The organism is Mesorhizobium sp. P3_B5 (assembly GCF_056402815.1).
In genome coordinates this window covers 1-26,146 of the sequence record NZ_JBFUGR010000003.1, presented here as the reverse complement: position 1 = coordinate 26,146, position 26,146 = coordinate 1, and the positions used below count along the sequence as shown (strand labels likewise).

Below are 26,146 nucleotides of genomic sequence, written 5' to 3'. Positions count from 1 at the left end.
TCAGGGAGGAACCGTCATGCTGCGCATCGAAATCTTCAGCGACAAACCCGACCAGCTCGGTGAGGGGCCGCTCTGGGACGTCAGGGAGCAGCGGCTTTACTGGATCGATTCCTACGGCCCGGCGATCTATTCGGCCAATGCCGAAGGCGGCGAGCGCAAGAGCTGGACCGTCCCCGAACCGATCGGCTCTATGGCTTTGCGCGAAAACGGCGGCGCGATCCTGTCGCTGCGCGACGGTTTCTACAGCTTCGATTTCGAGAGCGGCGAGGCGAAGCGCATCCACGAGACGCAGGCCGGCGAACTGCGGCCTCGCATGAACGACGGCAAGGTCGACCGGCAGGGACGCTTCGTCGCCGGCTCGATGGATTTCGGCGAGGCCGAGCCGGTAGGGAAGCTGTTCCGGCTCGATCCGGACCTCTCCTTGCACACGCTCGATTGTGGCATCATCTGCTCCAACGGCCCGTGCTGGAGCCCCGACGGAAAAACGCTTTACTTCGCCGACACCGGCCAAAAGGTAATCTGGGCTTACGACTACGATACAGCGACCGGCAACGTGCGGTCGCGGCGCACCTTCACCAGTTTCGAGACACAGCGTGGCCTGCCAGACGGCGCGACGGTCGACGCCGAAGGCTATCTCTGGTGCTGCGAGGTGTACTCCGGCCGGCTGATCCGCTTCGATCCAAACGGGGTCGTCGACCGTATCGTCGGCCTACCGGTGAATTCCACCACCAGCCTGACCTTCGGTGGACCGAACCTTGACATTGCCTACGTTACCTCGATGGCGCGGCCCTATCAGTTTCAATACCACAGCGAACGTGAGGCAGGATTTGTCTTCGCGGTTCACGGTCTGGGCGTGCGCGGCATCGAGGAGCCGCGCTTCAGAGGTTAAGGGAGAATGACAATGAAGATCGATGTCGTCGTCGACGTGAAGACCACATTGGGCGAAGGCCCGCTCTGGGACGTCGAGCAGCAGCGGCTCTACTGGATCGACGCCGCGGGCATGAGGGTGTTCCGCGCAACCGCTCAAGGCGGCGAAATACGAGCGTGGGACGTGCCGTCGAGAGTCGGTTCCATCGCCATCCGTAAGGATGGCGGCGGCGCCATCTGTTCGCTCGCGAAGGGCTTCCATGCACTGGATTTCGCCACGGGCGATTGTCCGCTCATCGCGGAGATAGAGCCGGACCGTGCGACCAACTGGATCAACGACGGCAAGGTGGATCGCCAAGGGCGCTTCTTCGCCGGCACTATGGACAGCCAGGAGGCGGGACCCTTCGGCGCTCTTTATCGGCTGGATCCGGATTTCAAGGTCACCAGGGTCGAGACCGGCATCATCGTTTCCAACGGACCGTGCTGGAGCCCCGACGACCGCACCTTCTATTTTGCCGACACCTGGACCGGCGAGATCTGGGCTTATGACTATGATATTGCCACCGGCGCTGCCACCAACAGGCGCACCTTCGCGCACGTCGACACCAGCCGTGGCGGTGCGGCCGACGGCTCGACCGTCGATGCGGAAGGCCTTCTGTGGAATGCACTGGTCTATGACGGTAGGCTGGTGCGCTATGCGCCGGACGGCAGCGTCGACCGCATCATCGACATGCCGGTCAAGAAGATCACAAGTGTCATGTTCGGTGGGCCAAATCTCGACATCATCTATGTGACCTCAATGGCGAAACCGCCTTTGCCACGCTTCCCAGGTGATGGCGTCCTGCGCGGTAGCCTGTTCGCGATCACGGGTCTCGGCATTAGGGGCATCGAAGAGCCGCGTTTTGGTGCGTGACTCTCAAGAAGAGTGACTGGCCCCTCGCCGAACAGGTGGCCAATGGAACCCGGCGGGCTGCGGAGAAGACCCCATGAACGAAGGGATTTCGATATCCTTCGGGCGCGACCACCTGTCAGTGGTATTGCCTGACTGCGCCAAAGCTACGGTGATCCGGAAAAGGCAACTTCCCAAGCTCATCGATCCTGCTGAATCGATTGCGGCAGCTCTAACGAGCCTGTCGGTTCGGAACCATTTCCAAGCTGGCGCGGGGCCGTAAGAGCGCTTGCATCCTGATCTACGATATTACGCGCCCGGTGCCGAACCGATTGTTCCTGCGGCCGATGATCGAGACGATGGTGGAAGCCGGAATTGGACTGGATTAGCGACCGGGGCCTGCTTCGTCCCAATCTCGGCAGCGAGCTTGCCGGACTCGTGGGTGATCGCTGGGTGCTGGAAACAAGCGCAGCCGGGCATACAGACCGGGCGTGACGGCCAAGCTCGCGATGTCCTCCAAAGATATCCAAGTATGCTCGGCAACGCACGCCGCTGCAGCCAAGTTCCGTCCATGAAACTAGCGGTGCGCGGCACTATTGAGAGTCTGCCGCAATACCGAACTGCTGGCGATAAGCGGCGGGTGGCAGGCCGGTCAGCTTCTGGAACAGTTTGCGGAACGCGGCCGGGTCGGAATAGCCGACATCCCAGGCGATGCGGTCGACCGGCGTCAGCGTCCGCTCCAGCGCCTCGCGCGCCTTGGCGATGCGGACTTGTTGCATATATTCGACCGGCGAGAAGCCGGTGGCGGCACTGAAGCGGCGGAGATACGTGCGGCCGGTCATTCCGGCGGCGGCGGCCAGATCGGCCACCCCTTGTAGGGTTGCCGCATGGGCGTGGATATGGTGCTGGCTTTGGCGCACCGCCTCATCCGAATGATCGAATCGGGGCACGAATTGCGCAAAGGGGCGCTGGCTTGAGCGCGGCGGCGCGATCAGCAGGAACCGCGCCGTGGCCAGCATAGTCGCCGGGCCTAGGAGGCGGCCGACCAGGGTCAAGCCCAGATCGGCCCAGGCGAGGATGCCGCCGGCGGTCATGATGTCGCCCTCGTCCAGCACCATGTGCTCCTCGGCCAGATGCACCTTGGGAAAGCGTTTTGCCAGTTGCCGGGCAAAGGCCCAATGGGTGGTTGCGCGGCGCCCATCAATGAGCCCGGTTTCGGCCAGAACGAAGGCCCCGGCGCAGACTGAACACAAAGTTGCCCCCGCCGCATGCTGGTCGCGCAGCCAGCGTGCCGCCGCAGGCGCAGGCGCCATGCGTTCCGGCTGGATGATGCTGGGCGGGGCGATCGCCTGACCTAGCCTGTGCGCGGTGCCGGGATGGCTGTCCCAGACGCAGACAACACCGTCATCCGCAGCCTGCCAATGCGAAACGCGGATGAAGCGTGGCGGCTCACCCGCCCATTCGCCGGCAATGCGGAACAGATCGGTCAGCCCGTAGATCGCGGCCAGCTGGCAGTCCGGATAGATCAGCAGGCCGATTTCAGCCACCTGTTCCGCCTTTCGGGCAATTGTCCGTTTTGCCTTGGTAATTGTCCTTTCCGCCACGTCCTTTCCTGCTCCCTCAAGCCTAACTTGTCCATACCGAACCGAAAGGTACCGCAATGAATTTCGAACTTACCCGACGAACGCTGATCTTGACGGGGGCAGCCGCCACCGCCGCGATCATAATGAACCGCACGACTTCCGCACAAACCCAAGGAGAGATCACCATGGCCACGATCAAGACCCAGGACGGCACCAATATCTTCTACAAGGACTGGGGCCCGCGCGACGCCCAGCCCATCGTCTTTCACCACGGCTGGCCGCTGTCGGGCGACGACTGGGACAACCAGATGCTGTATTTCCTGTCGCACGGCTACCGCGTCATCGCCCACGACCGCCGTGGCCATGGCAGGTCGGACCAGACCGACCCCGGCAACGAGATGGACACCTATGCCAATGACGTGGTCGACCTGGCCCGGGCGCTGGACCTGAAAGATGCCATCCACATCGGCCATTCCACCGGCGGCGGCGAGGTTGCCCGCTATGCCGCCCGTGCCGAGCCCGGCCGGATTGCCAAGGCCGTGCTGATCGGCGCCGTGCCGCCAGTTATGGTGAAATCCGCAGCCAACCCCGATGGCATTCCGCTGGAGGTGTTCGACGGGTTCCGGGCGGCGCTGGTGACCAACCGGGCGCAGTTCTTCCTCGATGTCCCCACAGGGCCATTTTACGGCTTTAACCGCGAGGGTGCCAAGGTTAGCCAGGGGCTGATCCAGAATTGGTGGCGTCAGGGCATGGCGGGCAGCGCCAAGGCGCATTACGACTGCATCAAGGCCTTTTCAGAGACCGATTTCACCGGGGATCTGCAGGCTCTGACCATCCCGGTGCTGCTGATCCATGGCGAGGACGATCAGATCGTGCCGATCGCGAATTCGGCCCACAAGGCGATCAAACTGCTGCAGAACGGCACGCTGAAGACCTATCCGGGTCTGTCGCACGGGCTCTTCGCCACCCATCCCGAGGTGATCAACCCCGACCTCCTGGCCTTTGCCAAAGCCTGATCGCGGAATACTTGACCCAAGGGGGCGGGCCCAATCCGCCCCCTAAACTTGCCTAACGCTCAGAAGGAGAGGCACGTTGTCCTTGACCTCTTTCAAGACAAAGAAGTTCCGGATTTGCCGGACACCCGGCAGCGGGTTTAGGAGTACATGCGGGTCGCCTGGCGAGCTTTGCACTCTAGCTCGGCGACCGCGCTGGAGAGCGAGCGCGGCTGCCATATCATGGTCAAGGGCGTCGCTACCGGCCTGTGCATCCAGACCATTTCCGCCGACCGCCAAGTTCGTTGCCTCGCCGATGGAAGACGGACTGCGGATCGACGGCAAAGTCGAATTCGCCGCACCGGGCCAATGTTCTTCTCAAACAGGCCGATGTTCCGGAAACTGGGCGTGGGTGAGGTGACACGCTGGATGGGGCATCGTTTTGATCCCCCGACGGCATCCCGGTGATCGACCGGGCGTCGCGGTCGAAGAATGTCATCAACGCCTTCGGCCATGGCCACCAAGGCCTGATCAGGAGGAAAAGACGACGGGACCGCGGATGCAAAGACAAGTTTGGACGCGGCCGAGCAGATCGATCCGTAAAGGCGTCTACACGGTGCGGATCTGCGATCTGGTCGGCCTGCGCTTGGGCCCTGACGGACAACCTGGCCCGGTACGTGCCCATATCGGAGGCGGGGCGTCGAGACCGGCATTGGGTCTATTCTCTATACCAAATTACGCGTCCAATTCTATCGGCAGTCTACTTTGACTGCGCCGCCCGGACGATTGGCGCGACTTCAGTTCCCAGCAGTTCGATCGAGCGCTTCATCGCGGCCGTTTCGAGGGATGCCGTACTCATTTGGAAAGTGATGCGTGCGACGCCGCCAAGCGCATCACTCGCATCGAGCATCTTGTCGGCGACGGTCGCAGGGTCGCCGATGAGAAAGGCGCCTTCTGGTCCACACATCGCCTCGAATTGCTGGCGCGATGGCGCTGACCAGCCGCGCTCGCGACCAATCGTCGTCGTCAGATGTGCCCAGCCCGGGAAGAAGGCATCCTTGGCTTCTTCGGTGGTATCTCCGACGAAGCCCATGGCATGGACGCCGACTGTGAGTTGCTCAGGCGCATGCCCGGCGCGCAGCCCGCTCTCGCGGTAGAGATCGAACAGCGGGCGGAAACGCTCAAAGCTGCCGCCGATGATCGCGACCATCAGGGGAAGGCCGAGCGTGCCGGCGCGGACGAAGGATTGCGGCGTGCCGCCGGCGCCAAGCCACACCGGGAGGCGCTGCTGATGGGGCCGGGGAAAAACGCCCTGGCCTGTCAGCGGTGCGCGGAAGCGCCCCTCCCAAGTGGGGTGGGTCGTCTCGCGCAGATTGAGGAAGAGATCGAGGTTCTCCGCGAAAAGTGCGTCATAGTCCCGTGTCTGTAAGCCGAACAACGGAAACGCCTCGACGAATGAGCCACGGCCAACGACAATTTCGGCACGACCTTTTGAGATCAGATCGAGCGTCGCGAATTGCTGAAACACCCGCACAGGGTCGGCGGCACTCAGTACCGTGACCGCGCTTGTCAGCCGGATCGTGTTGGTTCGGGCAGCCGCAGCAGCCAGAATCACCGCAGGCACGGAATCCAAGAATTCCGCACGGTGGTGCTCGCCAATGCCGAAGACGTCGAGCCCAACACGATCGGCAACCTCGACCTCTTCTAGCAGATCGGCCATACGATCGGTTGCTGAAGGAAGTTTTCCTGTCGCCGGATCGGGGAGGATTGCTGCGAAACTATCGATACCGATTTCCATAACGTGTCCTTGCAAAATCATCAGACGGCAGGCCCAATCCGCGGTGGGTCTGGCGGAAGTGGAATGAATTCCGTCTCGCCGGCGACCTCCGGGAAGCGGCCCTGTCTCCAGTCGTCCTTGGCCTGTTCGATCCGATCCTTGGAACTTGAAACGAAGTTCCAGTAGATGTGGCGTTGCTCAGGAAATGGTTCGCCGCCCACTAGCATCAGGTGCGCTCCGCCTCGTGAGGTCACAATGATCTCCGCGCCAGGCTTGAAGACCACAAACTGCGCTTCGCCGAAGGTTCCGGTCTGGCCGGCAACTTCAATCTCGCCCGATACGACAAACACCGCCCGCTCAATATGCTCGGCGGGCACTTGCAACTGCGCGCCGGGCTTGAGCACGGCGTCGACATACATCAAATCAGAATAGACCGGAACCGGCGAGCGTTCTCCAAACGCATTGCCCGCAACGATGGTGAGCGAGGCTCCGTCGGCTTCGATCCCAGGCAGAGTGCCTTCGGCGTGATTGGAGAAGCCCGGCTGCATTTCTTCGAGCGCCTTGGGCAAGGCGACCCAAATCTGCTGGCCGAACATCGTTCCACCTTGAGCCTGGAGCTTCGCGGGCGAGCGCTCCGAATGGACAATGCCGCTACCCGCCGTCATCCAGTTCACGTCACCGGGACGGATCGTCTCGACGCTGCCGACGCTGTCGCGATGAACCATCTCGCCTTCGAGCAGGTAGGTCAGCGTCGACAGCCCGATATGGGGATGGGGACGGACATTCGGACCAGCCCCGGCTCGAAACACCACTGGCCCGAAATGATCGAGGAAAATGAAGGGACCAACCGTTCGACGCAGGGCGGATGGCAGCGCACGGCGAACCTTGAAGCCATCACCCAGATCGCGAACAGGTGGGAGGATCAGCTGTTCCACTGCCGAGTCTGGCACCGCGCTTGAAATGGTCATTGCCTGCTCCTTTTTTGCAGGGGTTCAAATTCAGCACAGTCGTGCGGCGATCCGGCACGAACAGCGCAATGGCGCCGGTGATCTCGACAGGCGATGCCAAAAGCCTCGACTGAGCGCGCTGCTGTTGCGCCCAGAGAATTTGTCGTCACATCTACGTTGGCTTTCATGGGAGCTAATGTGTTGTACCTATCAACGAGGTACTAGGCTCGTTGCTTGACACACTGTGTCGCCCAGAGTGGAACGCCGGGAAATCGCTCTACCGCCGACGGTCTTGCCAGCTTGCCGCGCGGCCACCGCAATATTTCCCAACTCGGTCCAACCCATGAGCAAAATTCGGCATGCGCTTTCTATGCCATTTTTGCGGCGATGCTTTCAGCAAGCATCATGGTTGGGAACGCTGTCGCGACTGACGGCACGTCGGGCCATAGCGATGCGTCGACCACACGCAGTCCGCTGACGCCGCGAACCCGCCCCTGGGTGTCGACCACAGCGTTTGGATCCCGGGCGCCGCCCATTGGCACCGTCGAGGTCGGATGCTGGTAGGTGACGACGCCGGCCGCCAACGCAGCGTTGATTGACGCACGATCGCTCGTAGCTGCACCCGGCATCATCTCCGCGCCGATGATGTCGGCAAAGGGCTTGTGGCTCGTGATTTCCCGGATCATTTCGACGCCATCGACCAGGCGTTCCTTGTCTTCGGCATCCCTGAGAAAGCCAAGATCGATGACCGGTGCGGCTTGCGGATCGCGGCTTGCGATCGTCAGCGAACCCACGGAGCGGGGACGGACGAGAGCGGCAAAGAGCAGGAACATTGCGCCGGTCGGGGATTGGCCGCCATCCGGGAGTGGTGCGGTGCTGATGTTGATGTCGGCCTCGTCGCCAGTGGCATGGCGCGACCGCTCCCAGAGCATGGCGCCAATGGGCGGATAGGCAAGCCCAACCGATTCCTTGCGGATCGACCAGACCGTTGGAAAAACAGGATGATCCTGCAGACGGCGACCGACCGGTAGATCAGCGATGACCGGAATGTCGAGGCGGCGCAACGTTTCGGCCGGTCCAATTCCAGACCGCATGAGGATCGCCGGACTGACGTAAGTGCCGGCGGACAGGACGATTTCTCCGGCTGCGATCTCTTCTCCACCGGCCAGCCGAACCCGCGTCGCACGACCTCCCTCCACAATGACGGCGTCAACAAGCGTTTCGTCGCGGATCGTCAGATTGGGGCGCGCCCGAACCCCATCGTTCAGAAGCGTCATGCCTGTGTTGAGCCGGACGCCCATGCGTGTGTTCATGACATAGGCACCGACACCAAGCGGTTGCTCGGTCGTGAAGCCCGCCGTGCGCTGATAACCCGCCGCCACGGCGGACGCGATGAAGGCACGATGTTGATCGGAGACTTCCTCGTCGCCGAGCTGGTGTATTGGAAAGGGCCCGTCATGACCCTCGCCACCTGCCCCTGAAGTTCGCTCGAGTGACTGATAAAAGGGTCGCGCGGATTCCCAGCTCAATTCACCGAGATCGTATTCCTTTGCCCAGCGCTCATAATCGAATCTCGGCAATCGCATCGTCACGCCACCGTTGATCGCGGAGCTCCCGCCAAGGACTTTGCCGCGGTTGAGAGGGATTTTCCGACCGAGCACACCTGGCTCACTTTCGAATCCCCAGTCATGCTGCGAGTCGCCGCCCAAAAGGTCCTGGCGCCGCACAGAATCGGGATAGGCATTCGGGGGGTAGGCCTTGCCGGCTTCGATGAGCAGCACGCGCCGCGATGGATCCGCGCTCAATCGATTGGCGAGCACGGCTCCGGCAGAGCCACCACCAACAATGATGACGTCGAAGGAAGGTGTTTTGTCTTGGTTTGGCATGGAAATTATCCCTACGCGGCTCAAACCGCATCCGACGTGTGCATTCGCCAGCTGAGACCTGGTCGCCTCTGGCACCGCGGCACAACCGCTGACCGTGCTCGTACTTCTCGTCCGAGAATTACGTCGTACAAAGTGCCGCAGCCAATCCGAGCAAAGGAGTGCGGCAGATCATTCTTTAAGAAGAGAAATTGCGGCGAGGGGGCCGCCGTATTGTTGCAAAGAGGCACCCCTGGCAAGTGTTCCGAGATCGATAGGCGCGAAACCGAGTGCCGAGATCAACTCGGCTACCTCATCATTTGCCTCAGGGTGATTGCCCGAGACAAACAGAACCCTGCGACCGCCAGCCGTGTGCGGTTCGGCTACGAGCACCGTGGCTTTTAGACTGTTGAATGCCTTGACGACTTTGGCATCAGGCACGAGTTCGGAAACAATATCCGTAGAGATCCGTCCCCCGAGATCACGCGGCGTGTACGCAGGAAGATCGAGGGCGTTCGAGGCATCGACGATGATACGCCCGCCCCAGTTGGACCTGCCTCCAATGACGGAGGGTATCGCATCGTAGGGAACGGCCAGGATGACGACATCGGCTGAAAGGGCTTCACTCAATTCAGCGGCTTTGAGCGATCCCCCGAAACGGTCGACAATGGAGGTGAGCGAGGCTGGACCGCGGCTATTGGCTATCATGGCCGAAGTCCCGGCGGCGTGGAAGCGTTCGGCAAGCGCGGCGCCGATGGCACCGGCGCCAATGATCGCATAGCTGGTCATCGTGGTCTCCTTTGTTTTGGGCTGGTGTCAGGGTCAGCCGGTCAACGCTGGATAGTCGGTGTAACCGCGCTCCTCGCCCTGATAGAAGGTGGTGGGGTCCGGCGTGTTGAGTGGAGCGCCGCGACGGAAGCGCTCTACCAGGTCCGGGTTGGCGAGGAACTTCGTCCCGAACGCCACCAGGTCGGCCTCGCCGGCCTCGATCGCCGCCTCCGCCCGTTCGGCGTCGTAGCCGCTATTGGCGATGTAGACGCCTCCGAACGCCCGCTTGAAGGCCAATAAGTCGAAGTTGGCCTCACCCATTTGCATGGCATGCAGATAGGCGAGGCCATAGCGGCTCAGCACCTTGGCTGCGTGGCCGAAGATCTCGGTCGGATTGCTGTCGCGCATCGAAAACAGATGGAAGATCGGCGCCAGGCGCACGCCAACGCGATCCGCACCGAAGACGGCGATCACGGCCTCGACCACTTCCTTGAGGAAGCGAATGCGGTTCTCGACCGAGCCGCCATAAGCGTCGGTGCGCTTGTTGGTGCCATCGCGAAGGAACTGATCGATGAGGTAGCCATTCGCGCCGTGGATCTCGACACCGTCGAAGCCCGCGCGCTTGGCGTTCTCGGCGCCGTGGGCAAAGTCCGCCACCACGCCTTCGATCTCCTTCACGCTCAACGCATGAGGCGTCTCATAGGGTTGCTTGAGTCCGGAGGGGGTATAGATTTCGCCCACAGGCGCGATCGCCGAAGGCGCGACTGGCAGTCCGCCATTCGCCTGGAACGTGGAGTGCGACAGGCGCCCGACATGCCAGAGCTGCAGGAAGATGCGCCCACCCTCGGCATGGACGGCATCGGTCACTGCCGACCAGCCGGCGACCTGCGCATCGGTAAAGATGCCGGGCGTACGGGAATAGCCTTTGCCCTGCGTCGATATTTGCGAGCCTTCAGTAATGATCAGACCCGCCGTCGCGCGCTGACGGTAGTACTCTACCGCGAGCGCAGTGGGCACATCGCCATCGCCGGCACGGCTGCGGGTGAGCGGCGACATCACCGCGCGATTGCGCAAGGTATAGGGGCCAAGTTGAACAGGCGAGAGCAGCCTCTCAGGTATGGTCATTGGATAGTTCCTTTGGCGCGCAGACAGGCGCATTGGTTTGCCCGTTGGGGGCTCATTGCTGGCGAGGGGCAGAACATCTTGCCCGGCGCCATAGCCTGTTGCTGGAGTCGCTGACGCCGCGACCCGATCTGCCGGGAATGCAGGTTCTGCGGCCGTCGCCGACCTAAAGTCAGATTGTTCCGTTTGTATTGGCAGCCTTGATATTCGGGGCAAGCCAGGGCGCGGCATTGTCAGGAGTGCCTACAATCTGCAGGACCTCCCAGTGCTCGATCGCCTTGCCGTCGGCGTCCATCTTGAAAATGTCTGCGCCAACGATCCCGGTATCGTTAGGATCATCGTTGAAAATATTAAGAAAGTTTGAGTGAACCCACACATAGTTGTCCACTGCAATTATCCGCAAGCCGACCCAACGTGCGCGAGCGCGGTCCTTGATGATGTCGTTGAAAAATTTCGCCAGGCCTGCCGCACCTGTGGCAAGCAGAGGGTCGTGCTGGATGTATCCCGGGTCCATGTATTTCGCCACGGCTTCTTCCGGCTTCCTTTGGTTGATCATCACCTCGTGGAGGTCAATTATGTGGTTCAAATTGCGAACCGCTATCGGATCGTTGGGGTCGACGAGCTTAAGCATTGCTTGTTCCTTCTTTAGGCGATGAAAGCGAATCCAAAGCTCTGCCCAGGTGACCCGTGGATCAACGCTGACGTGCAAGTAGCGCTCCCTTCTGCGCCGTGGTAGTCGTGCAAATTGCCACTCTGTGTCGCGAAAAATGGAACGCGGGCTTGGATCTTGAAGATTTGCGGACCTTTGTTGAGGTTGCCGACGCTGGTGGCGTGTCGCCGGCGGCACGCCGCCTCGGCGTCTCGAAATCGATAGTCAGTCGGCGGCTGTTTCGGCTGGAGGCCGAACTCGGCGTCCAGCTTCTCGCCCGGACCACACGTGGCGCGGCGCTCACAGAAGCTGGCGCCACGTTCCGCGAGCACGCCGCGCGGATCGGCGCCGAGATCGATGCTGCACGAGAGACAATCCTGCCGACTGGCGACTTGCGCGGTCGCTTGCGGATCGCTGCACCGCTTTCATTCTTTCCAACGCATCTGGCGCCTGTTCTCGCGGATCTGGCGCGGCGACACCCTCTCCTTCATGTGCACACAAGCTACAGTGATCGCTTCGTGGATCTCGTCGGCGAGGGCTTCGATTGCGCCTTGCGGGTCGGAAATCTACCCGATTCAAACCTGACCGCACGCCGGATCGGCCCGGTCCATGCAAGGGTTGTGGCGAGCCCTGACTATGTCAGGGAGCACGGGTCTCCCGAAACGTTGGACGATCTCCTCAGGCACCAAGCGCTCATCCAGGGAACGGAAATCTGGCAATTCATCGACGGCGACAAGACGATCTCGTTTCATCCGCAGGGACGGTTCAAGGCCGATAGCGGTGTCGCGCTGGTAGCGGCTGCGCTGGCAGGACTGGGGGTTACGGCGCTGCCGGATTTTTTAACCGCGGACCATTTGGCTTCCGGCGCGTTGGTCCCTTTGATGACCCGCTATCCACTCCTGGAGGCGGGCATTTACGTTGTACGGCCCCCGGGGCAGTATCCAACGCGAAAGGTCCGAGTCCTCACCGACCTGCTGATCGAAAATTTCTTCCGATGGCAGCACCGTTGAGAGGGGCTCGAAACCGCTAATCCCGTAATCTAGCCACTTTGCTAGTTACGCCTGCGAGTCGAAGATATCCTGGCCAAGCGTCCGGCGTCAGCGCCTGCGGACCAGGAATGTGTCGACATACTGCGTCATGCTTGCGACCTTTCCGTTTCACGCCTCGTAGAGATGGGCAAAGGCGGCGTGCATCGAGCACAACGCCAGGTGCCACGTCGACGTCAAAGGACACGCCGACTGCGCCTCGCTAAGCTCGAACCTTTGTCGACATCGCCTCGGAATCCTTCCGTCAGAAACTGCCAAAGTCTGGTAGAGGGCGGAGCTTTCAAAGAAGTAATGTTAGCGGACATTCCGATCTCGGGCGCGAGCGCGAGTAGCAACGGGCCAAGGCCGCATTCAAAGTAGTCAGACGGCGACTCTATCCTCGAGAATCATTGTCGATGCCTTTTCCGCGATCATCACCACCGCCGCCATCGTATTTCCCGAGACTTGAGTTGGCATTATTGATGCATCGACGATGCGCAGGCCTGTAAGACCGTGCACTCTTAGACGACAATCCACGACAGCATCCCCGCCCTGGCCCATACGACAAGTGCCAACTGGATGGTAAATAGTCTGACCATTTGATCGAGCAAACGAGAGCCATTCTTCGTCGCGTTGGGTCTTCGGCCCGGGGTTCATCTCGGCTGAAATAAATGATTTTATGGCGTCTTGCCCCATAATTTCTCGAACCACTTTCATCCCATCAACCATTACCTGTTGATCGGCACTGGCTGATAGAAAATTGGGACGGATTGCGGGCGACATCAGCGGATTGGCTGATCTAATATGGATTGTACCGCGGGATTCCGGTCGCAGTTGCGTAATCCCCACTGTCATCCCGGGCTCCCGATCCAATACGCGTTCGGCGGCGTTCGCATAACTGGCGTGCATGAAGAAGAACTGCACGTCCGGCGACACTACGCCTGGATTCGTCCGGACAAATCCATGAGCGAGGCCGGTTCCAAGAGACAATATTCCCTTCCTCGTGGCAAAGTATTTCGCAGCCGCGCTCACCAGCCCGAAACCCCGAGTCTGCTGGTTTAGCGTAATCGGCTGATTAACGCGCCAGTTCATCCTAGTGCAGAAGTGGTCCGCATAATTGGCGCCGACACCAACTGATGGATGAAGGACCGGAATACCAAATTGAGTAAGGACGGCCGGATCGCCGATTCCAGATGTCTCGAGGATTTGAGGAGTTTGAATGGCACCGGCCGAGAGTATCGTTTCGCCGCCGCTAACCTGTTCAACACTGGTTCCTCGTCGAAACTCCACGCCGGTGATCCTCTTTCCGCTCAGCAAGAGGCGGGTAACATAGGCACCGGTTACAACCATCAAGTTCTCGCGCTTGCGCGCCGGGCGGAGGTATGCAGTCGACGCACTACAGCGACGGCCGTTCCGTTGATTGACTTGATAGTAGCCAAACCCTTCTTGGGATATCCCATTGTAGTCGGGGTTTTGGTTGTAGCCCGCTTGGATCGCGGCGTTTATGAAGGCCTCGGCCAGCACCGGCCTCTCGTTGACTTTGACCACTGAAACGGGACCACCTTTGCCACGTAGATTATTTTCGACCGCGTAGTCTTCCTGTTTTTTAAAATATGGGAGCACGTCGGCGAAGCTCCAGCCCACATTGCCCAGTTGTCTCCAGGTTTCGAAGTCCTCGCGCTGTCCACGGACATAGACCATTCCGTTGATCAAACTCGAGCCACCTAGTCCTTTCCCACGCGGGACAGCAATAGTTCGATAGTTCGTTGAGAACTCAGGTTCGGTTTGAAAACGCCAGTTGAATTTCTTGTTGGTCAAAAGCTTCCCGAAGCCTGCGGGAATATTGAGCCATAAACCACGGTCCTCTCCTCCCGCCTCAAGAAGAAGAACGCGATTCTTTCGGTCTTCGGTCAACCGGTTGGCTAGCACGCAGCCAGCGGTCCCACCACCGACAATGATGTAGTCGAAATTTGCCATTGCAATCCCCTCGTGACCTCAGGCAGCGAACCAAATCTCGGAACCTGGCTAACTCGGCGTGCGGTCGATACGGAGCGGACAACCCGATTGTAACCGGACCTGCAATAGATCGGCGCATCCGTTATTTGTTATAACAGATATCTATAGGCTTCGGGCCTTGTCAACACCGATGCCCGCTTTCCTCCCAACATTGTGCAGCAAGGGCGGGCACGCACTGCCGGCGTTGGCGTGTTGACAAGGCCCGTTTTAGACTCTAGGTTATTTGTTATAACAACAAAGGGAGGGATGTCGTTGCAGGCCGCCTTGGAAGTGACGGAGCTATCGAAACGCTACGGTGCCACGCTTGCACTGAGCCGCGTCGCCTTGTCCATTCCACCCGGCGAAATCCGAGCTATCCTGGGTGAGAACGGAGCGGGCAAGTCCACCTTGGTGAAGGTTCTGTCCGGCGTCGTGGCTCCTAATGAGGGCCGGCTTGCACTTGATGGCCGCTTATATGCCCCGTCTTCGATCATGCAGGCTCGAGAGCGGGGAGTTGCCACTGCATTCCAGGAACTGAGCCTTGTTCCGAACTTAACTGTCGGCGAGAACCTCTTGCTCCCACGTCCTTCGCGCACATCGTTTTGGCCCGAAGCGCGACCTCAGATATTAAGGCGCGCAGAACGTGTTTTGGCGGATTGGCAAATCGCTGACATTTCCTCCGAGTCGATTGTGGCGGAACTTTCCCTGGCGCAAAGGCAGAGAGTCGAGATTGCTCGCGCTTTTTCTCATGCGACACGACTTCTCATACTCGATGAACCTACGGCAGCTCTGCCTGATCCAAAATGGCTATTTGATCAGCTTCGTCAAGTCACCCGCAACGGCGTAGCGGTAATCTATATTTCACATCGACTTGGGGAAGTTCGCGAAATCTGCGAGCGGGCAACTGTTCTAAGAAATGGTAGCACCGTTGAGACAACTGACCTGCATGGTATTGGGAATGAAGAAATATTTTCCTTAATGGTAGGGCGAAAACCTACCGCTCGGGTGACAGGAAGATCGTTGTCGAAAAGCAACGGCGTCCCACTGATCGAGACCAAAGGTTTGGCAGGCTGGCGAATACGAGACATCCATCTTGCCGTTCATTCCCACGAGATTGTGGGCGTTGCGGCTCTTGAGGGTCAGGGACAACAGGAGTTACTTCGTATTCTCGGCGGCGCCGGCACGATCCGGGGTGGGAAAGTGCTCGTCGATGGCAAGCCGGTGAGTTTAGGGTCCCCGCGACAGGCGTTGAGTGCGGGCGGCGGAATTGCTTTTATTCCTGAGGAGCGCAAGAGCGCGGGCATATTCTCGGAACTGTCGGCGGCCGCGAACATCTCCCTTCCCAGCCTCTCTCGGATCGCCCGCGGCGGATTCTTAAGGGCGGCTCTTGAGCGCAAGGCCGCAAAATCAGTTAGCCGCCGTGTGGCATTGGCCGACCGTTATCTCCCAATCGCGGTAGGTGCGCTCTCCGGTGGGAATCAACAAAAAGCACTTTTGGCCCGGGCGCTCATGACTGGCGCACGGTGCCTCGTGTTGTTCGATCCTGCGCGCGGTGTTGATGTGGGAACCAAGCAGTCGATCTACTCTATGATGCGCCAGTTCGTTTCGGAAGGCGGCGGAATTATCTTCTATTCATCTGAGTTGTCGGAGTTGGTGGAACTCAGCTCGCGCTGCATTGCGATTTATGACGGGCGAATAGCTGGGGAGTTCGAAGGAGACCAGTTGAACGAGGAGGCCCTGCTGGCGGCCGCACACGGCGCTCTGCCGCTTCAACAGAAGGCAGGCTGACAATGGCGTTAGTGTCCAACTACTTCAAGCGTTCTAAGGGTTCTGGGGTGCTTTCTCGACGACTGTCGGACGGTTCGTTCCAGATAATTTGCATATACGGGATTATGGCCGCGATCTATATTGCCGTTCTGCCTTCGGCATTGTCCCAATACGCGATCGAGGCGTTGTTCAACAACTCGCTTCCACTTATGCTTGCTGCAGCTGGTGCGACATTCGTCATCCTGCATGGTGAATTTGATCTGTCGGTTGCCGGTGTGATCTCGCTCGCCAATGTGGTTGTGGCGGTTGTCCCCTTCGGTGGGCTATGGGGTGCTGTCGCGGATCTGGCAATCGTCATAGCGATTGGCTTGGCCGTAGGCGCTATCAACGGCTTGTTCGTGGCATACCTGCGTATCCAAGCCATCGCGGTCACGCTCGCCACGATGATCATCTGCAAGGGCGCGGCTCTCCTCGTCCTTCGAGCGCCTGGCGGTATCGTGCCGGAATTCATGACCGATGAGTTGACCAGTTCGCTGTTCGGAATTGTTCCGGTAGCAGTGGCAGTCGCGGCCTGTGTCATCTTGTTTTGGAGTATCTATCGCCGGACCAACACCGGGCGGGCTCTTATAGCCATCGGTCAGGACGATCAGGCGGCGGCGCTGTCCGGGATTGATGTGGCTCGGGTGCGGTTCAAGTCATTCCTGTGGGCCGGCGCGTTCTATTCTCTTGCCGGCTATATGTTGGCAGCACAAACCTCCACAGGCAATCCGAGTGCCGGCGATTCCTTCCTATTGTTGTGCTTTGCTTCGGTTGCTCTTGGCGGGACTGCTTTTGGAGGGGGGCGAGGCAGTCTGACAGCATCGCTCATCGGAGCAGCCACGTTGATGCTGATGCAGAAAGTTCTATTCGCGCTTGGGGTGTCGTCTTTCTACACCGGCGTCGTTCAGGGGGCCATCATGATCGCAGCAGTTCTCGTCGCCCCTATGGTCCGAGCAGTAGCCCAACATCAGGGAGGCACGAAAGATGAGTAAATATGATCTTGATGCCGGCGAGCTCCCAGACAGCGCACCAAGGCCCAAGACTGCTCGCCTCGGAGAACAAGGCATATCCGTCATCGTGATTCTCTCTATCACCTTGGCGATGCTTCTAGGGTTTAGGTTAATAAGTCCTGCGTTGAGCGGATGGTCACATGTAGGGACGGTACTTTACCTAAGCTCTTTTCTTGTATTTTGTGCTTTTGGTCAGGGCCTGGTGATCATGGTGCGAGGGCTTGACCTCTCAATTGCATCCACCATCACGCTTGGCGGCGTCCTGTCCGCCACTTTGATGAATGGCAGCAACGACAATTTCATCGTTCTGCTGATCGCCATCCTCGCCATCTGCACTCTGGTCGGCATCATTAACGGAATCGGCGTTGCGGTCTTTCAAGTACCACCTTTCATCATGACGATGGCGATGGGCTTGATCGTTTACAGCACATGTCTTGGTTCCACCTTGGGAACACCTGGAGGCTACGCCGCACCAGCACTGCGCGCCTTTATGGGGGCGACTTTGCTGGGCCTCGCGGCGCCAATCTGGCTGCTCCTGGCGTTCGTATTCGTCGGCACAATCGTGCAGTCCTATTCAACTTTTGGTCGAATGCTCAATGCCGTCGGCGCCAATCCAACAGCAGCCTACCTGGCCGCCTTGCCATGTAAGCGAATTACAACAGCAGCTTACGCTGTTTCAGGACTCTGCGCGGGACTGACAGGCGTATTGATGACCGGCTACGCCGATGGGGCGACGCTACGGATGGGCGACGCCTTTCTCTTGCCGTCAATTGCGGCGGTCGTGGTCGGCGGGTCCTCAATCCTTGGCGGCAAAGGCCTATTTTTGGGGACGGTCGGCGGCGCTCTCCTGCTCACAACTCTTTCGACCATCCTGTCTGCGGCCGGCTTTGAGGAAGGCTGGAAAACGATAGTCGAGGGCGGCGTGATCCTGATTGCGCTTGTAGCCTTGCGCGACCAAACGTTCGCCGCGCTGCAAGAGTGGCTTCGGCAGGCGCGTTGAGTTGCGGCTCACATGTTGACGCACCAATTTGCCGTCGAGCGAAAGATGTGAATTTCCGAGGCTTTGCTATCGGAACACGCGCACAAGACCGCTGTGCGATTGAAAAAGCGGTAATTGGAGGAGTGGAAGATGAACGTTTGGACTAAGACATCAACGGCTTTCGTGTCAAGTATTCTTGCCACAGCACTGCACCTTATTGGTGTCACGAGCGCCGATGCAAAGACCGCTGATGGAAAATGGCTAATCTATTTGGCGCAGAGCTACTCAGGCAATGCTTGGCAGAGCGAAACGGCAAACATCATCAAGGCGCTCGCTGCCACGCCGCCGTTCAATGACACGGTGAAGCTTGTTCAGGTGATCTCGGGCACCGATCCGCAGGCGCAGATCTCCGACTATGAGAGCATGATCGCGGCTGGTGCCGATGGCGTCATCAGTTTCCCAATCTCGGCCACCGCGCTCAACAAAGTCATCAAGGCAGGGTGTGACAAGGGTGTCATGTTCTTCATGTATGACGGCAACGTTACAGAAAACTGTGCCTACCAGCTCAGCTATTTGACTTCAGGCTTTGGCGAAAACACAGCGCAGGCTCTTGTCAATGCCATCGGCGGAAAAGGCAAGATTTTCCTCGACCGCGGCGTCCCGGGCAACTCCGTCGATGACCGACATGTCGGCGGCGCCATGAGCGTGTTCAGCAAGTATCCGGACATAAAGATCGCCGCTGAATATTACGGCTATTGGGATGACCGCACGACGCAGCAAGAGACGGCCAAGGCGCTGGCTGCCCATCCGGATGTGGCCGGCATCTGGGCGCAGGCGGGCGAAAACGGAGTCATTCTTGCTCTCCTCCAAGCAAACCCTGATAAACTAGTGCCGGTGACGGGAGAGAATTCGAACGGCTTTCGCCTGGCTCTTGCCAATCCAGACTACAAAGCGAAGGGGTTGAATGGCGTTTCGGCCGGATCTCCGCCCGCGCAGTCGGGAATCGCATTCAAGATGATGATGGAGATTTTGAATGGCACGCATGCCGCTTACCCTGTCGGTCAGCGCAACCTCGAGTATCCACTTCCGTGGGTGACAGCCGCAGACGTCGTCCTTTGCAAAGGGGAAGCATTCGAAAACGGTTGCAACGCCTTTCCAGCGGACAAAGTCCCGGGCTCGTTCGTTACGGAAGTGTTCAACCCAAAACTACTCCCAGAATTGTCGCTGAGCTCCGCTAATGATGCCAAACCTACCGCCGGGGCAGTCATTCAAGCGCTGCCTGCTGATGCTTACGTTCCGGCTTCAAACTTGCCTGGCATTAACTGCAGCGCGTGTGAAGCACCGGCAGACCTCTACAAACTGACAAAGGTACAGGCGACTGTGCAGCCCTGAAGTGAACCGCCTGCCGGACATCCAGCCTGGCAGGCGGGCAATCTATTTACATATGTCAAAATCAATGTCGCTTTGTGTTCCATAGAACCGAGAAGTTGGTTGATCAATGACGTTCCCCGAACACACTCAGGTGCATCAGGCCAACTGCGGAATCTGGGAAATTCCTCAAACCGCTGAGATCGAGCATTTGTTGGCAAGTGGGGTCGATGACCCCGCTACTGCATCTTACCTGTCGGCTGTCACGCCGCTTTACTCCGCAGCAGCACGTAGTCTATCCCAATTGGCCGGTATTTTACTTCTTGCAATGACCAGCCGAACTCCTGGATTGCCGCTGGACCATGTGATTCTTGCGAGCGCGCGGGAGCAGCTTCGAGAAGCTTCGGAGAGATTGCGGGGGTTGGCGGCCCCTTCAAGCGCCCTTCGTCATCGGTCCACCATGACCGATGCCATGGAAGGACTCGCTGCAGCGTTGCGAATGATCGACTCAATCCGGGCGTCCTTGGATCCGCACCGCAGACAACAGGATGTCACCGTCATCCTGCGGCAGCTTCACGTCGTACAGCGTCTCCTGATCGGCGCGGCGCTGCCCACAGTTGATATAGCTCCTGTGGACCTCAATCGGAGCTGCTGCAATTGTGCCTCGGCGCAATCGAGAAATGCAGTAAGCAAATTCGAATCGTTAAAAGAGAGGCTCTGATGGCCGATTATTCAATACACGTCCTGGAATATTGCAACGTTCCACAGTACCATAAGAGTGGTGTGCTTTATGGCGCGCACAACCAAGGATTTATTAAACTCCCATATTGCTACGTGGTAATTCAAGGTAACGGCCATGTTGCGATGGTTGACGTGGGTTATAATCACAAGGACTATGGCGCCTACCTTGGGGACAAATTCGGAGCAACGAACTGGCATCCCCCCCGGGAGGTACTGGCAGAGCTCGGGCTGAGCCCCGCCGACATCGACACGGTCTTCGTAAGCCACGCCCATTTTGATCATTTTGGGAATGTCGAGGATTTTCCTAACGCAACGTTCTACATGCAGCGCGAAGAAATTGAGAAATGGGTGTGGGCTATGTCCCTGCCTGAACGGATGCGATGGGTTATGATCGCCATCGACCCATCCGACATCCTGCGTGGCGTCGGCCTGGCGGCTCAAGGTCGCTTGCGCCTGGTTGAGGGCTCCGTCGAAAACGTCCTGCCGGGCATTGATCTTCACTTGGCCCGCGATAGCCATACGTTTGGTTCAATGTGGGTTACTGTTCGAAATGACGGGCGAGCAGATTCGCAGGACAGCTGGATCCTGGCGGGCGACTTGGTTTACCAGTTTTCAAATCTCAAGAACGAAGGTTCGGTCGTCGGCGTAGACACAATGTACACGCCGGTGGGACTGGCTGTCGGGAGCCAGCTGAATCTTATCCTCGCGACCGAGGCCATGATGAAGCAAGTGGGCTACGAGGAGCGCCGGGTGATCCCTGCGCATGAGGAGGGCTTGGCCACCACCTTTCCGAGCCGGATTGCCAAAACGGGGTTGCGGATCAGCGAGATATGCCTGGCAGATGGAGCCAAGTCTGCTGTTAAACAGTAGAAGGTTGTAAGCAATCCAGTCGGTCGAAGCATCTCAAAAAGGGTTTGTAGCGGCGCACGACGCAGCAGACGTTGTTCGTGCTAGCGAGCATTACGTTTCGCTAGCATGCTCAGATCCTGCGTTGGAGACGTACTGCAACAATCCTTTGCCGCCGTTCTTGATGTCGTACTGTATCGCCGCCTTGCACCCTTCGGGGTCGCGAGCGCGCAGAGCATGTAGAACATGTTCATGTGGATGTGGTTTCCAGTCGGGCACACCCCCGTCGTACAGGTGCGACAGGATCGGTCCGCAACGCACCCAAAGATTCTCGACGATTTCCTGCAAAATGGGGAGCCTGGCCGTTCGACACAGCGCAAGATGAAACTGGGTATTATAATTCACTGCTTCGGCAAATGCCTGGGCCTCGTGACAGGCCGCAATGCGACTTTGAATCGCCTCCAAAACATCAATATCCTGCTGTTTCGCAATTCGAGCGGCTTCTGCCGCAGCCCGACCTTCAAGGTCAATTCGAATGTTGCGGATTTCAATCAGCTCGTCTCGCGACAAGACCGGAACGGACACGGTCCCACGGCCATCTAATGCAAGAGCATTGATAGAGATGAGGCGCATGAATGCTTCACGCATAGGTGTAGCACTGATGCCAAATCGTTCCGATGTTGGCCGAAGTATCAGACGCTCACCCGGCAGCAATTGGCCGCGCATCAAGGCTTCACGCAGAGCAAGGTAAGCTCGCTCGCTCAAGTTCTCCTTGACGATTGTCGAGTACCAATCCGCGTGCGCGTCGTTTGAGCCAGTACCTGATTCGAAACTCATTCAGCCCTCATATTCCCTTTGGGTCGCCTCAATCAACAGCACAAGCATCTTGACACGGACCTGCGCGCAAAGCTACATAATAACATATAACAAAGGAGGCGACGTGGACTACGTTGATAGAGAACCTCGCGGAGGAACTATGAGTGAACCGATCACAGTCTCGACCACTCTTACCCTGCCGTGCGGAGCCGTATTGCCGAACCGACTTTGCAAAGCCGCAATGACTGAGGGGCTTGCAGACCCATGGGGTCGTGCCACCGATCGTCACGTCACGCTCTACCGCCGCTGGGCGGAGAGCGGAGCTGGGCTGTTGCTATCGGGAAATATTCAAGTTGACCGGAGATCGCTCGAGCGGGCAGGAAACATTCGTATCGAGGGGCCACAAGACGTCGAGCAGATGTCTCGCCTCAAGGCTCTCGCTGCTGCGGGCACTTCGGGCGGTGGCCATTTCTGGGCGCAGATCGCACACGCCGGCCGTCAGGCAGCATCGGCGGTCTGCCCGGCGCCCGTCGCCCCGTCCGCGGTTGGACTTGAATCCGTGGCATGGAAAAAGGGGGACCTTCCAAAGGAACTTAGCCCAGACGAGATTCACGACATCATTGGACGCTTCGCGAACGCCGCACGAATATGTCGAGATGCGGGTTTCACGGGCGTTCAGATCCATGCCGCCCACGGATACCTGATCAGCGAGTTCCTTAGCCCGCGCGCAAATCACCGGACCGACGAATGGGGAGGTTCGCTTCCTAACAGGGCCCGTTTCCTGCTTGAGGTTATCCGAGCCACCCGAAGTGCCGTTGGCCCCGATTTTCCCGTTGGGGTAAAGATGAACTCCGCCGACTTTCAAAAAGGCGGCTTTACGCACGCCGACTCGATGACTGTCGTCGAGATGCTCAATGGCGAGTCGATCGATCTACTTGAGCTATCGGGTGGCACCTATGAGGGGGCCGCGATGATTGGCATCGTCGAATCCGATCAGCTCAACCGCGAACCAGTGCGAGCTTCCACCGCTGCCCGTGAGGCTTATTTCGCCGTCTATACAGCCCACGCCCGCAAGGTCGCAACCATGCCGATCATGGCAACGGGCGGGTTCCGGCGACTTGCCTCCATGGAGGCTGCGCTCAATGAAGGAACCTGCGACATCGTCGGTTTGGGCCGCCCGTTCTGCGTCGACACCTCGATCGCGGCTAAGCTGCTCACCGGTGCAGTGTCGGAGACGCCAGCTTTCGAAACTGTGAAGGTGCTGAACTCAGCGGAACGCATGGGCAAAACGGCTGACGAGATCCACGCTGCACAGGTCTTCCTGCAACAGTCGCTGCTGTATCTTGGGCTATTTGACCTCGGCGACGGGATGGATCCTGATTACAGCAGATCGCTGAAGGAGACGGAGGTTGAATTTGCGCAGAAGGAGGGTGCGATCGAAAAAGCCATCATGCCAAAATATTAACACGGCTTCCTGTCGATGACGGATCCTAATTTCTGGTTGCTGCTCTACGTCAGTGAAACCATCAACGCTGGCCGCGCACGGCGCATAACGGCCCGCAGCAGCCTTCCAGATATCCAAGAAACTCTCTGCGGAGCGGTGCGATGTACGAAAACTTCGGACTACTGATCGACGGTCGTTGGCGCTGGTCGCGCGACGAAAAGAGCCGAGCGGTCATCGATCCAGTAGACGAAGAGGTCTTGGGTTATCTCCCTTGTGCTTATCCGCAAGACCTGGATGAGGTGCTGTCGGCTCTCAGGCGCGAGGCAAGTCGGTGGCGCGAAGTGTCAGGTTGGGAGCGAAGCAGTTTCCTCCGACGAATCGCAGCTGAAATGCGGTTAAGCACTGAGACGGCCGCGCGCGCGATGTCGCTCGAGACCGGAAAGCCGTTGATCGAGGCGAGGGGCGAATTCAATGCCGCTATCGACCAATTTGAATGGTACGCGGACGAGGCACGCCGAATTTTTGGCCACACTTTGGACGGCCGAGAAAGAGGCGTGCGACTGGACGTTCGATACGACCCCGTCGGACCAGTCGCAGCGTTTACCGCCTGGAATTTCCCTGCGTTGCTTCCTGCCCGCAAGATTGCAGCGGCGTTGGCCGCCGGATGTCCAATAGTCATTCGACCGTCAGAAGAAGCGCCGTCCTCGACCTATTTCATCGCCGAGGCAGCGCAAAAAGCTGGCCTGCCCCCTGGGGTGCTTAATGTCTTGACCGGACCGTCAGCAGACATTTCCTCGCGGCTAATCGCTTCCCCGATAATCCGGAAAGTTTCGCTGACTGGTTCGGTTGATGTAGGCAAGCGACTGCTGCATCTCTGTGCCGATTCAGTCAAGAAGGTATCGATGGAACTGGGCGGTCATGCCCCTGTGCTGGTGATGGCTGACGCCGATCCAATTGCCGCCGGCACGTTGTGCGCTAAAGCCAAGTTTCGCAATGCCGGGCAAGTTTGCGTATCGCCCAGCCGCTTCTTTGTCCACGCTTCCATAGCAGAAGCCTTTACCCAGGCCATGGTCTCAGTTGCTGATGGTCTCCGCGTCGGAAGAGGTCTTGACGACGGCGTGGAGTTGGGTCCTATGGCAAATTCGCGCGGCCGGCAGCGCATCATCAACATGGTTGATGATGCAATTGCCAGGGGAGCCAAGGTGCGTGCCGGCGGCAAGATACCGCCCGTCCACAATCGCGGGTTCTTTTATACCCCTACTGTGCTCAGCGACGTTCCAGACGATGCGCTGATTATGAGAGAAGAGCCGTTCGGCCCGGTTGCCCCAGTGACGACTTTCACGGAATTCGAAGAAGTCGTGCAGCGTGCGAACGCCCTCCCGTTTGGGCTAGCCGGGTACGTTTTCTCAAACTCGCTGGAGCTCGCCAATCGCGCGGCGGAGGCGCTCGAGGTCGGCATGGTCGGGGTGAACGACTTGTCAATAGCCGCCGCCGAGATTCCCTTTGGAGGGATCAAGGAAAGCGGCACGGGCCGTGAGGGCGGCCGTATTGGGATACTCGACTACCTTGAGCCGAAATACATAAAGACGCGGTTTGCGCAGCAAGGTCTCTAGTCTGGGCAATTGAGGTGAAGCTGGTTCATTTTGCACTTCCCGATGGCTGTGCAGCCTAGGCACCGTGCGACTTACAATAGGCCGGGCCAGGAGCGTATGCTTGAGGACGTTGGCGAACGATCCGCAAACTCGACCAGACAGCTTTCTCGAGGCATGAAGCCGATGACTTGGCTCCGGTATCGAGCTTCGAATTCCAGCTGCCGAGCTGAGGAGATCGTCGGGGTTGCTGCGAGCTGACGAACTGATCGCTCACAGCGGTAAGCCGCGCATATCCTCTCTGGCCATGGCACCGAGTTCACCTCGAACGCCATCTCGTGTGGTCGAACGAACGGCGCTTGGGTCGACGGCATGAAGTTCGTTAACGCAGCCAGTGGCACTCGGTCAGTCGTCGGGCGTCAGCGCCTGCTGGACCAGGAATGTGTCCACATACTGCGTCATGCGCGCGATCTTGCCGCCTCTCACCTCGTAGAGATGGGCAAAGGCAGCGTGCATCGATTTGCCTGTCGCCTTGTAGGTGCCGGAGTACACGCCGAAGGCGGCGACACGGTCGCCGTCTTCGAGATAGGTGTGTACCTCGGCCTTGTAGCCGATCCATTCCGTGGCGAGGCGGTGGAAGACCCCCGCGATGATCGCTTCCGCGCCGACATAGGTCCCGGCGTATGGGAACCCCTCGGCCTCGGTCCACTCGGCATCGGGGGCGAGAGCGGCCAGCAGATTGCGGCCGTTGTCCTCCGACGACCCCTCATAGGTGGCGCGGATCAGATCGAGATGGGCGCCCATCTCAGCCCCACTTCATTTCGCCGGTGGCAACCTTGGAACCGATGTCGAGGGCGACCCCCATGCCGAGGCCGGGGAAGCGGGCTTCCATGGCGCTCTTGAGCGCGGCCGCATCCTTGGCCCTGGCCAGCTCTTCCTCGAAGGCAATGAGGTAGGTCTTGGTGTGCTCGACGCCCGAGAGGTCGGTAGGGGACTGCGGTGTCATGTGGCCGGCAACCACGATCGCCGGCTTGCGGGCCGCGATTTTCTCAAGATTGGCAATCCATGCCG

General features: G+C 59.1%; 24 protein-coding genes and 1 pseudogene. 14 read left to right on the top strand and 11 right to left on the bottom strand.

All coding sequences use genetic code 11. From position 1 onward, the window contains the following. Positions 1 to 16: 16 nt before the first annotated feature. The 4 genes from AC1DVW_RS09740 (at position 17) to AC1DVW_RS09725 (ending at position 2,145) form a co-directional block, all read left to right on the top strand. Positions 17 to 889, top strand: coding sequence for an SMP-30/gluconolactonase/LRE family protein (locus AC1DVW_RS09740; RefSeq protein WP_477322705.1), 873 nt, complete (start codon positions 17 to 19; stop codon positions 887 to 889). A gap of 12 nt (positions 890 to 901) precedes the next feature. Continuing rightward, positions 902 to 1,780 carry an SMP-30/gluconolactonase/LRE family protein gene (locus AC1DVW_RS09735; protein ID WP_477322703.1) on the top strand — a complete coding sequence of 293 codons (879 nt, stop codon included), beginning with the start codon at positions 902 to 904 and terminating at the stop codon, positions 1,778 to 1,780. 73 nt (positions 1,781 to 1,853) lie between these two features. After that, positions 1,854 to 2,039 (top strand): hypothetical protein, encoded by a 186-nt coding sequence (locus tag AC1DVW_RS09730; protein WP_477322701.1) that lies wholly within the window; start codon positions 1,854 to 1,856, stop codon positions 2,037 to 2,039. Continuing rightward, positions 2,014 to 2,145 (top strand): lactate racemase domain-containing protein, encoded by a 132-nt coding sequence (locus AC1DVW_RS09725; RefSeq protein ID WP_477323315.1) that lies wholly within the window; start codon positions 2,014 to 2,016, stop codon positions 2,143 to 2,145. The genes AC1DVW_RS09730 and AC1DVW_RS09725 overlap by 26 nt, the downstream gene beginning before the upstream one ends. Positions 2,146 to 2,349: 204 nt before the next feature. Here AC1DVW_RS09725 and AC1DVW_RS09720 read toward each other — a convergent pair whose 3' ends face one another. Beyond that, positions 2,350 to 3,360 carry a GlxA family transcriptional regulator gene (locus AC1DVW_RS09720; protein ID WP_477322700.1) on the bottom strand — a complete coding sequence of 337 codons (1,011 nt, stop codon included), beginning with the start codon at positions 3,358 to 3,360 and terminating at the stop codon, positions 2,350 to 2,352. A 164-nt stretch (positions 3,361 to 3,524) separates the two neighbouring features. Between AC1DVW_RS09720 and AC1DVW_RS09715 the strand changes: the two genes are divergently transcribed. Beyond that, positions 3,525 to 4,355 carry an alpha/beta fold hydrolase gene (locus AC1DVW_RS09715; RefSeq protein WP_477322699.1) on the top strand — a complete coding sequence of 277 codons (831 nt, stop codon included), beginning with the start codon at positions 3,525 to 3,527 and terminating at the stop codon, positions 4,353 to 4,355. A gap of 736 nt (positions 4,356 to 5,091) precedes the next feature. Here the strand turns inward: AC1DVW_RS09715 and AC1DVW_RS09710 are convergent. The 6 genes from AC1DVW_RS09710 to AC1DVW_RS09685 all read right to left on the bottom strand — a co-directional run bounded on the left by AC1DVW_RS09710 (position 5,092) and on the right by AC1DVW_RS09685 (position 11,438). Then, on the bottom strand, positions 5,092 to 6,129 hold the full coding sequence (locus AC1DVW_RS09710) for an LLM class flavin-dependent oxidoreductase (RefSeq protein ID WP_477322698.1): 1,038 nt from the start codon (positions 6,127 to 6,129) through the stop codon (positions 5,092 to 5,094). Positions 6,130 to 6,149: 20 nt separating this feature from the next. Next, a complete protein-coding gene (locus AC1DVW_RS09705; RefSeq protein ID WP_477322697.1) occupies positions 6,150 to 7,076 on the bottom strand; it encodes a pirin family protein in 927 nt (308 codons plus the stop codon). A gap of 347 nt (positions 7,077 to 7,423) precedes the next feature. Then, the gene (locus AC1DVW_RS09700; RefSeq protein ID WP_477322695.1) at positions 7,424 to 8,941 is read right to left on the bottom strand and encodes a GMC family oxidoreductase; all 1,518 of its coding nucleotides are present in this window, start codon (positions 8,939 to 8,941) and stop codon (positions 7,424 to 7,426) included. A 168-nt stretch (positions 8,942 to 9,109) separates the two neighbouring features. Continuing rightward, entirely contained in the window at positions 9,110 to 9,706 is a 597-nt protein-coding gene (locus AC1DVW_RS09695) for an NADPH-dependent F420 reductase (RefSeq protein ID WP_477322694.1), read from the bottom strand. Between the two features lie 33 nt (positions 9,707 to 9,739). Beyond that, the gene (locus AC1DVW_RS09690) at positions 9,740 to 10,810 is read right to left on the bottom strand and encodes an alkene reductase (protein ID WP_477322693.1); all 1,071 of its coding nucleotides are present in this window, start codon (positions 10,808 to 10,810) and stop codon (positions 9,740 to 9,742) included. 169 nt (positions 10,811 to 10,979) lie between these two features. Continuing rightward, entirely contained in the window at positions 10,980 to 11,438 is a 459-nt protein-coding gene (locus AC1DVW_RS09685) for a nuclear transport factor 2 family protein (RefSeq protein WP_477322691.1), read from the bottom strand. A gap of 149 nt (positions 11,439 to 11,587) precedes the next feature. Between AC1DVW_RS09685 and AC1DVW_RS09680 the strand changes: the two genes are divergently transcribed. Further along, the gene (locus tag AC1DVW_RS09680; RefSeq protein ID WP_477322690.1) at positions 11,588 to 12,466 is read left to right on the top strand and encodes a LysR family transcriptional regulator; all 879 of its coding nucleotides are present in this window, start codon (positions 11,588 to 11,590) and stop codon (positions 12,464 to 12,466) included. A gap of 396 nt (positions 12,467 to 12,862) precedes the next feature. On the opposite strand, the gene AC1DVW_RS09675 is transcribed toward AC1DVW_RS09680, so the two are convergent. Continuing rightward, the gene (locus tag AC1DVW_RS09675; protein WP_477322688.1) at positions 12,863 to 14,458 is read right to left on the bottom strand and encodes a GMC family oxidoreductase; all 1,596 of its coding nucleotides are present in this window, start codon (positions 14,456 to 14,458) and stop codon (positions 12,863 to 12,865) included. Between the two features lie 285 nt (positions 14,459 to 14,743). Here AC1DVW_RS09675 and AC1DVW_RS09670 point away from each other — a divergent pair, with 285 nt between their 5' ends. From AC1DVW_RS09670 to AC1DVW_RS09645, 6 genes are all read left to right on the top strand, one after another. After that, complete coding sequence (locus AC1DVW_RS09670) at positions 14,744 to 16,264, top strand: sugar ABC transporter ATP-binding protein (RefSeq protein ID WP_477322687.1); 1,521 nt, start codon at positions 14,744 to 14,746, stop codon at positions 16,262 to 16,264. A gap of 104 nt (positions 16,265 to 16,368) precedes the next feature. Next, complete coding sequence (locus AC1DVW_RS09665) at positions 16,369 to 17,274, top strand: ABC transporter permease (protein ID WP_477322686.1); 906 nt, start codon at positions 16,369 to 16,371, stop codon at positions 17,272 to 17,274. Further along, positions 17,267 to 18,292: an ABC transporter permease gene (locus tag AC1DVW_RS09660; protein ID WP_477322684.1), complete on the top strand. Its 1,026-nt coding sequence runs from the start codon at positions 17,267 to 17,269 to the stop codon at positions 18,290 to 18,292. The genes AC1DVW_RS09665 and AC1DVW_RS09660 overlap by 8 nt, the downstream gene beginning before the upstream one ends. 129 nt (positions 18,293 to 18,421) lie before the next feature. Then, a complete protein-coding gene (locus AC1DVW_RS09655; protein WP_477322683.1) occupies positions 18,422 to 19,663 on the top strand; it encodes a sugar ABC transporter substrate-binding protein in 1,242 nt (413 codons plus the stop codon). Between the two features lie 106 nt (positions 19,664 to 19,769). Then, positions 19,770 to 20,360 carry a hypothetical protein gene (locus tag AC1DVW_RS09650; protein ID WP_477322682.1) on the top strand — a complete coding sequence of 197 codons (591 nt, stop codon included), beginning with the start codon at positions 19,770 to 19,772 and terminating at the stop codon, positions 20,358 to 20,360. Continuing rightward, positions 20,360 to 21,250 (top strand): N-acyl homoserine lactonase family protein, encoded by an 891-nt coding sequence (locus AC1DVW_RS09645; RefSeq protein ID WP_477322681.1) that lies wholly within the window; start codon positions 20,360 to 20,362, stop codon positions 21,248 to 21,250. The genes AC1DVW_RS09650 and AC1DVW_RS09645 overlap by 1 nt, the downstream gene beginning before the upstream one ends. A 90-nt stretch (positions 21,251 to 21,340) precedes the next feature. Here the strand turns inward: AC1DVW_RS09645 and AC1DVW_RS09640 are convergent, their stop codons facing one another. Then, positions 21,341 to 22,063 carry a GntR family transcriptional regulator gene (locus tag AC1DVW_RS09640; RefSeq protein ID WP_477322679.1) on the bottom strand — a complete coding sequence of 241 codons (723 nt, stop codon included), beginning with the start codon at positions 22,061 to 22,063 and terminating at the stop codon, positions 21,341 to 21,343. A gap of 139 nt (positions 22,064 to 22,202) precedes the next feature. On the opposite strand from AC1DVW_RS09640, the gene AC1DVW_RS09635 reads away from it, so the two are divergent. After that, positions 22,203 to 23,507 (top strand): NADH:flavin oxidoreductase/NADH oxidase family protein, encoded by a 1,305-nt coding sequence (locus tag AC1DVW_RS09635; RefSeq protein WP_477322677.1) that lies wholly within the window; start codon positions 22,203 to 22,205, stop codon positions 23,505 to 23,507. Positions 23,508 to 23,647: 140 nt separating this feature from the next. Beyond that, on the top strand, positions 23,648 to 25,099 hold the full coding sequence (locus AC1DVW_RS09630) for an NAD-dependent succinate-semialdehyde dehydrogenase (protein ID WP_477322676.1): 1,452 nt from the start codon (positions 23,648 to 23,650) through the stop codon (positions 25,097 to 25,099). A 381-nt stretch (positions 25,100 to 25,480) separates the two neighbouring features. Here AC1DVW_RS09630 and AC1DVW_RS09625 read toward each other — a convergent pair whose 3' ends face one another. After that, positions 25,481 to 25,879 carry a nuclear transport factor 2 family protein gene (locus AC1DVW_RS09625; protein ID WP_477322675.1) on the bottom strand — a complete coding sequence of 133 codons (399 nt, stop codon included), beginning with the start codon at positions 25,877 to 25,879 and terminating at the stop codon, positions 25,481 to 25,483. A 1-nt stretch (position 25,880) separates the two neighbouring features. Beyond that, positions 25,881 to 26,146, bottom strand: a pseudogene (locus AC1DVW_RS09620) (MBL fold metallo-hydrolase); the annotation flags it as partial.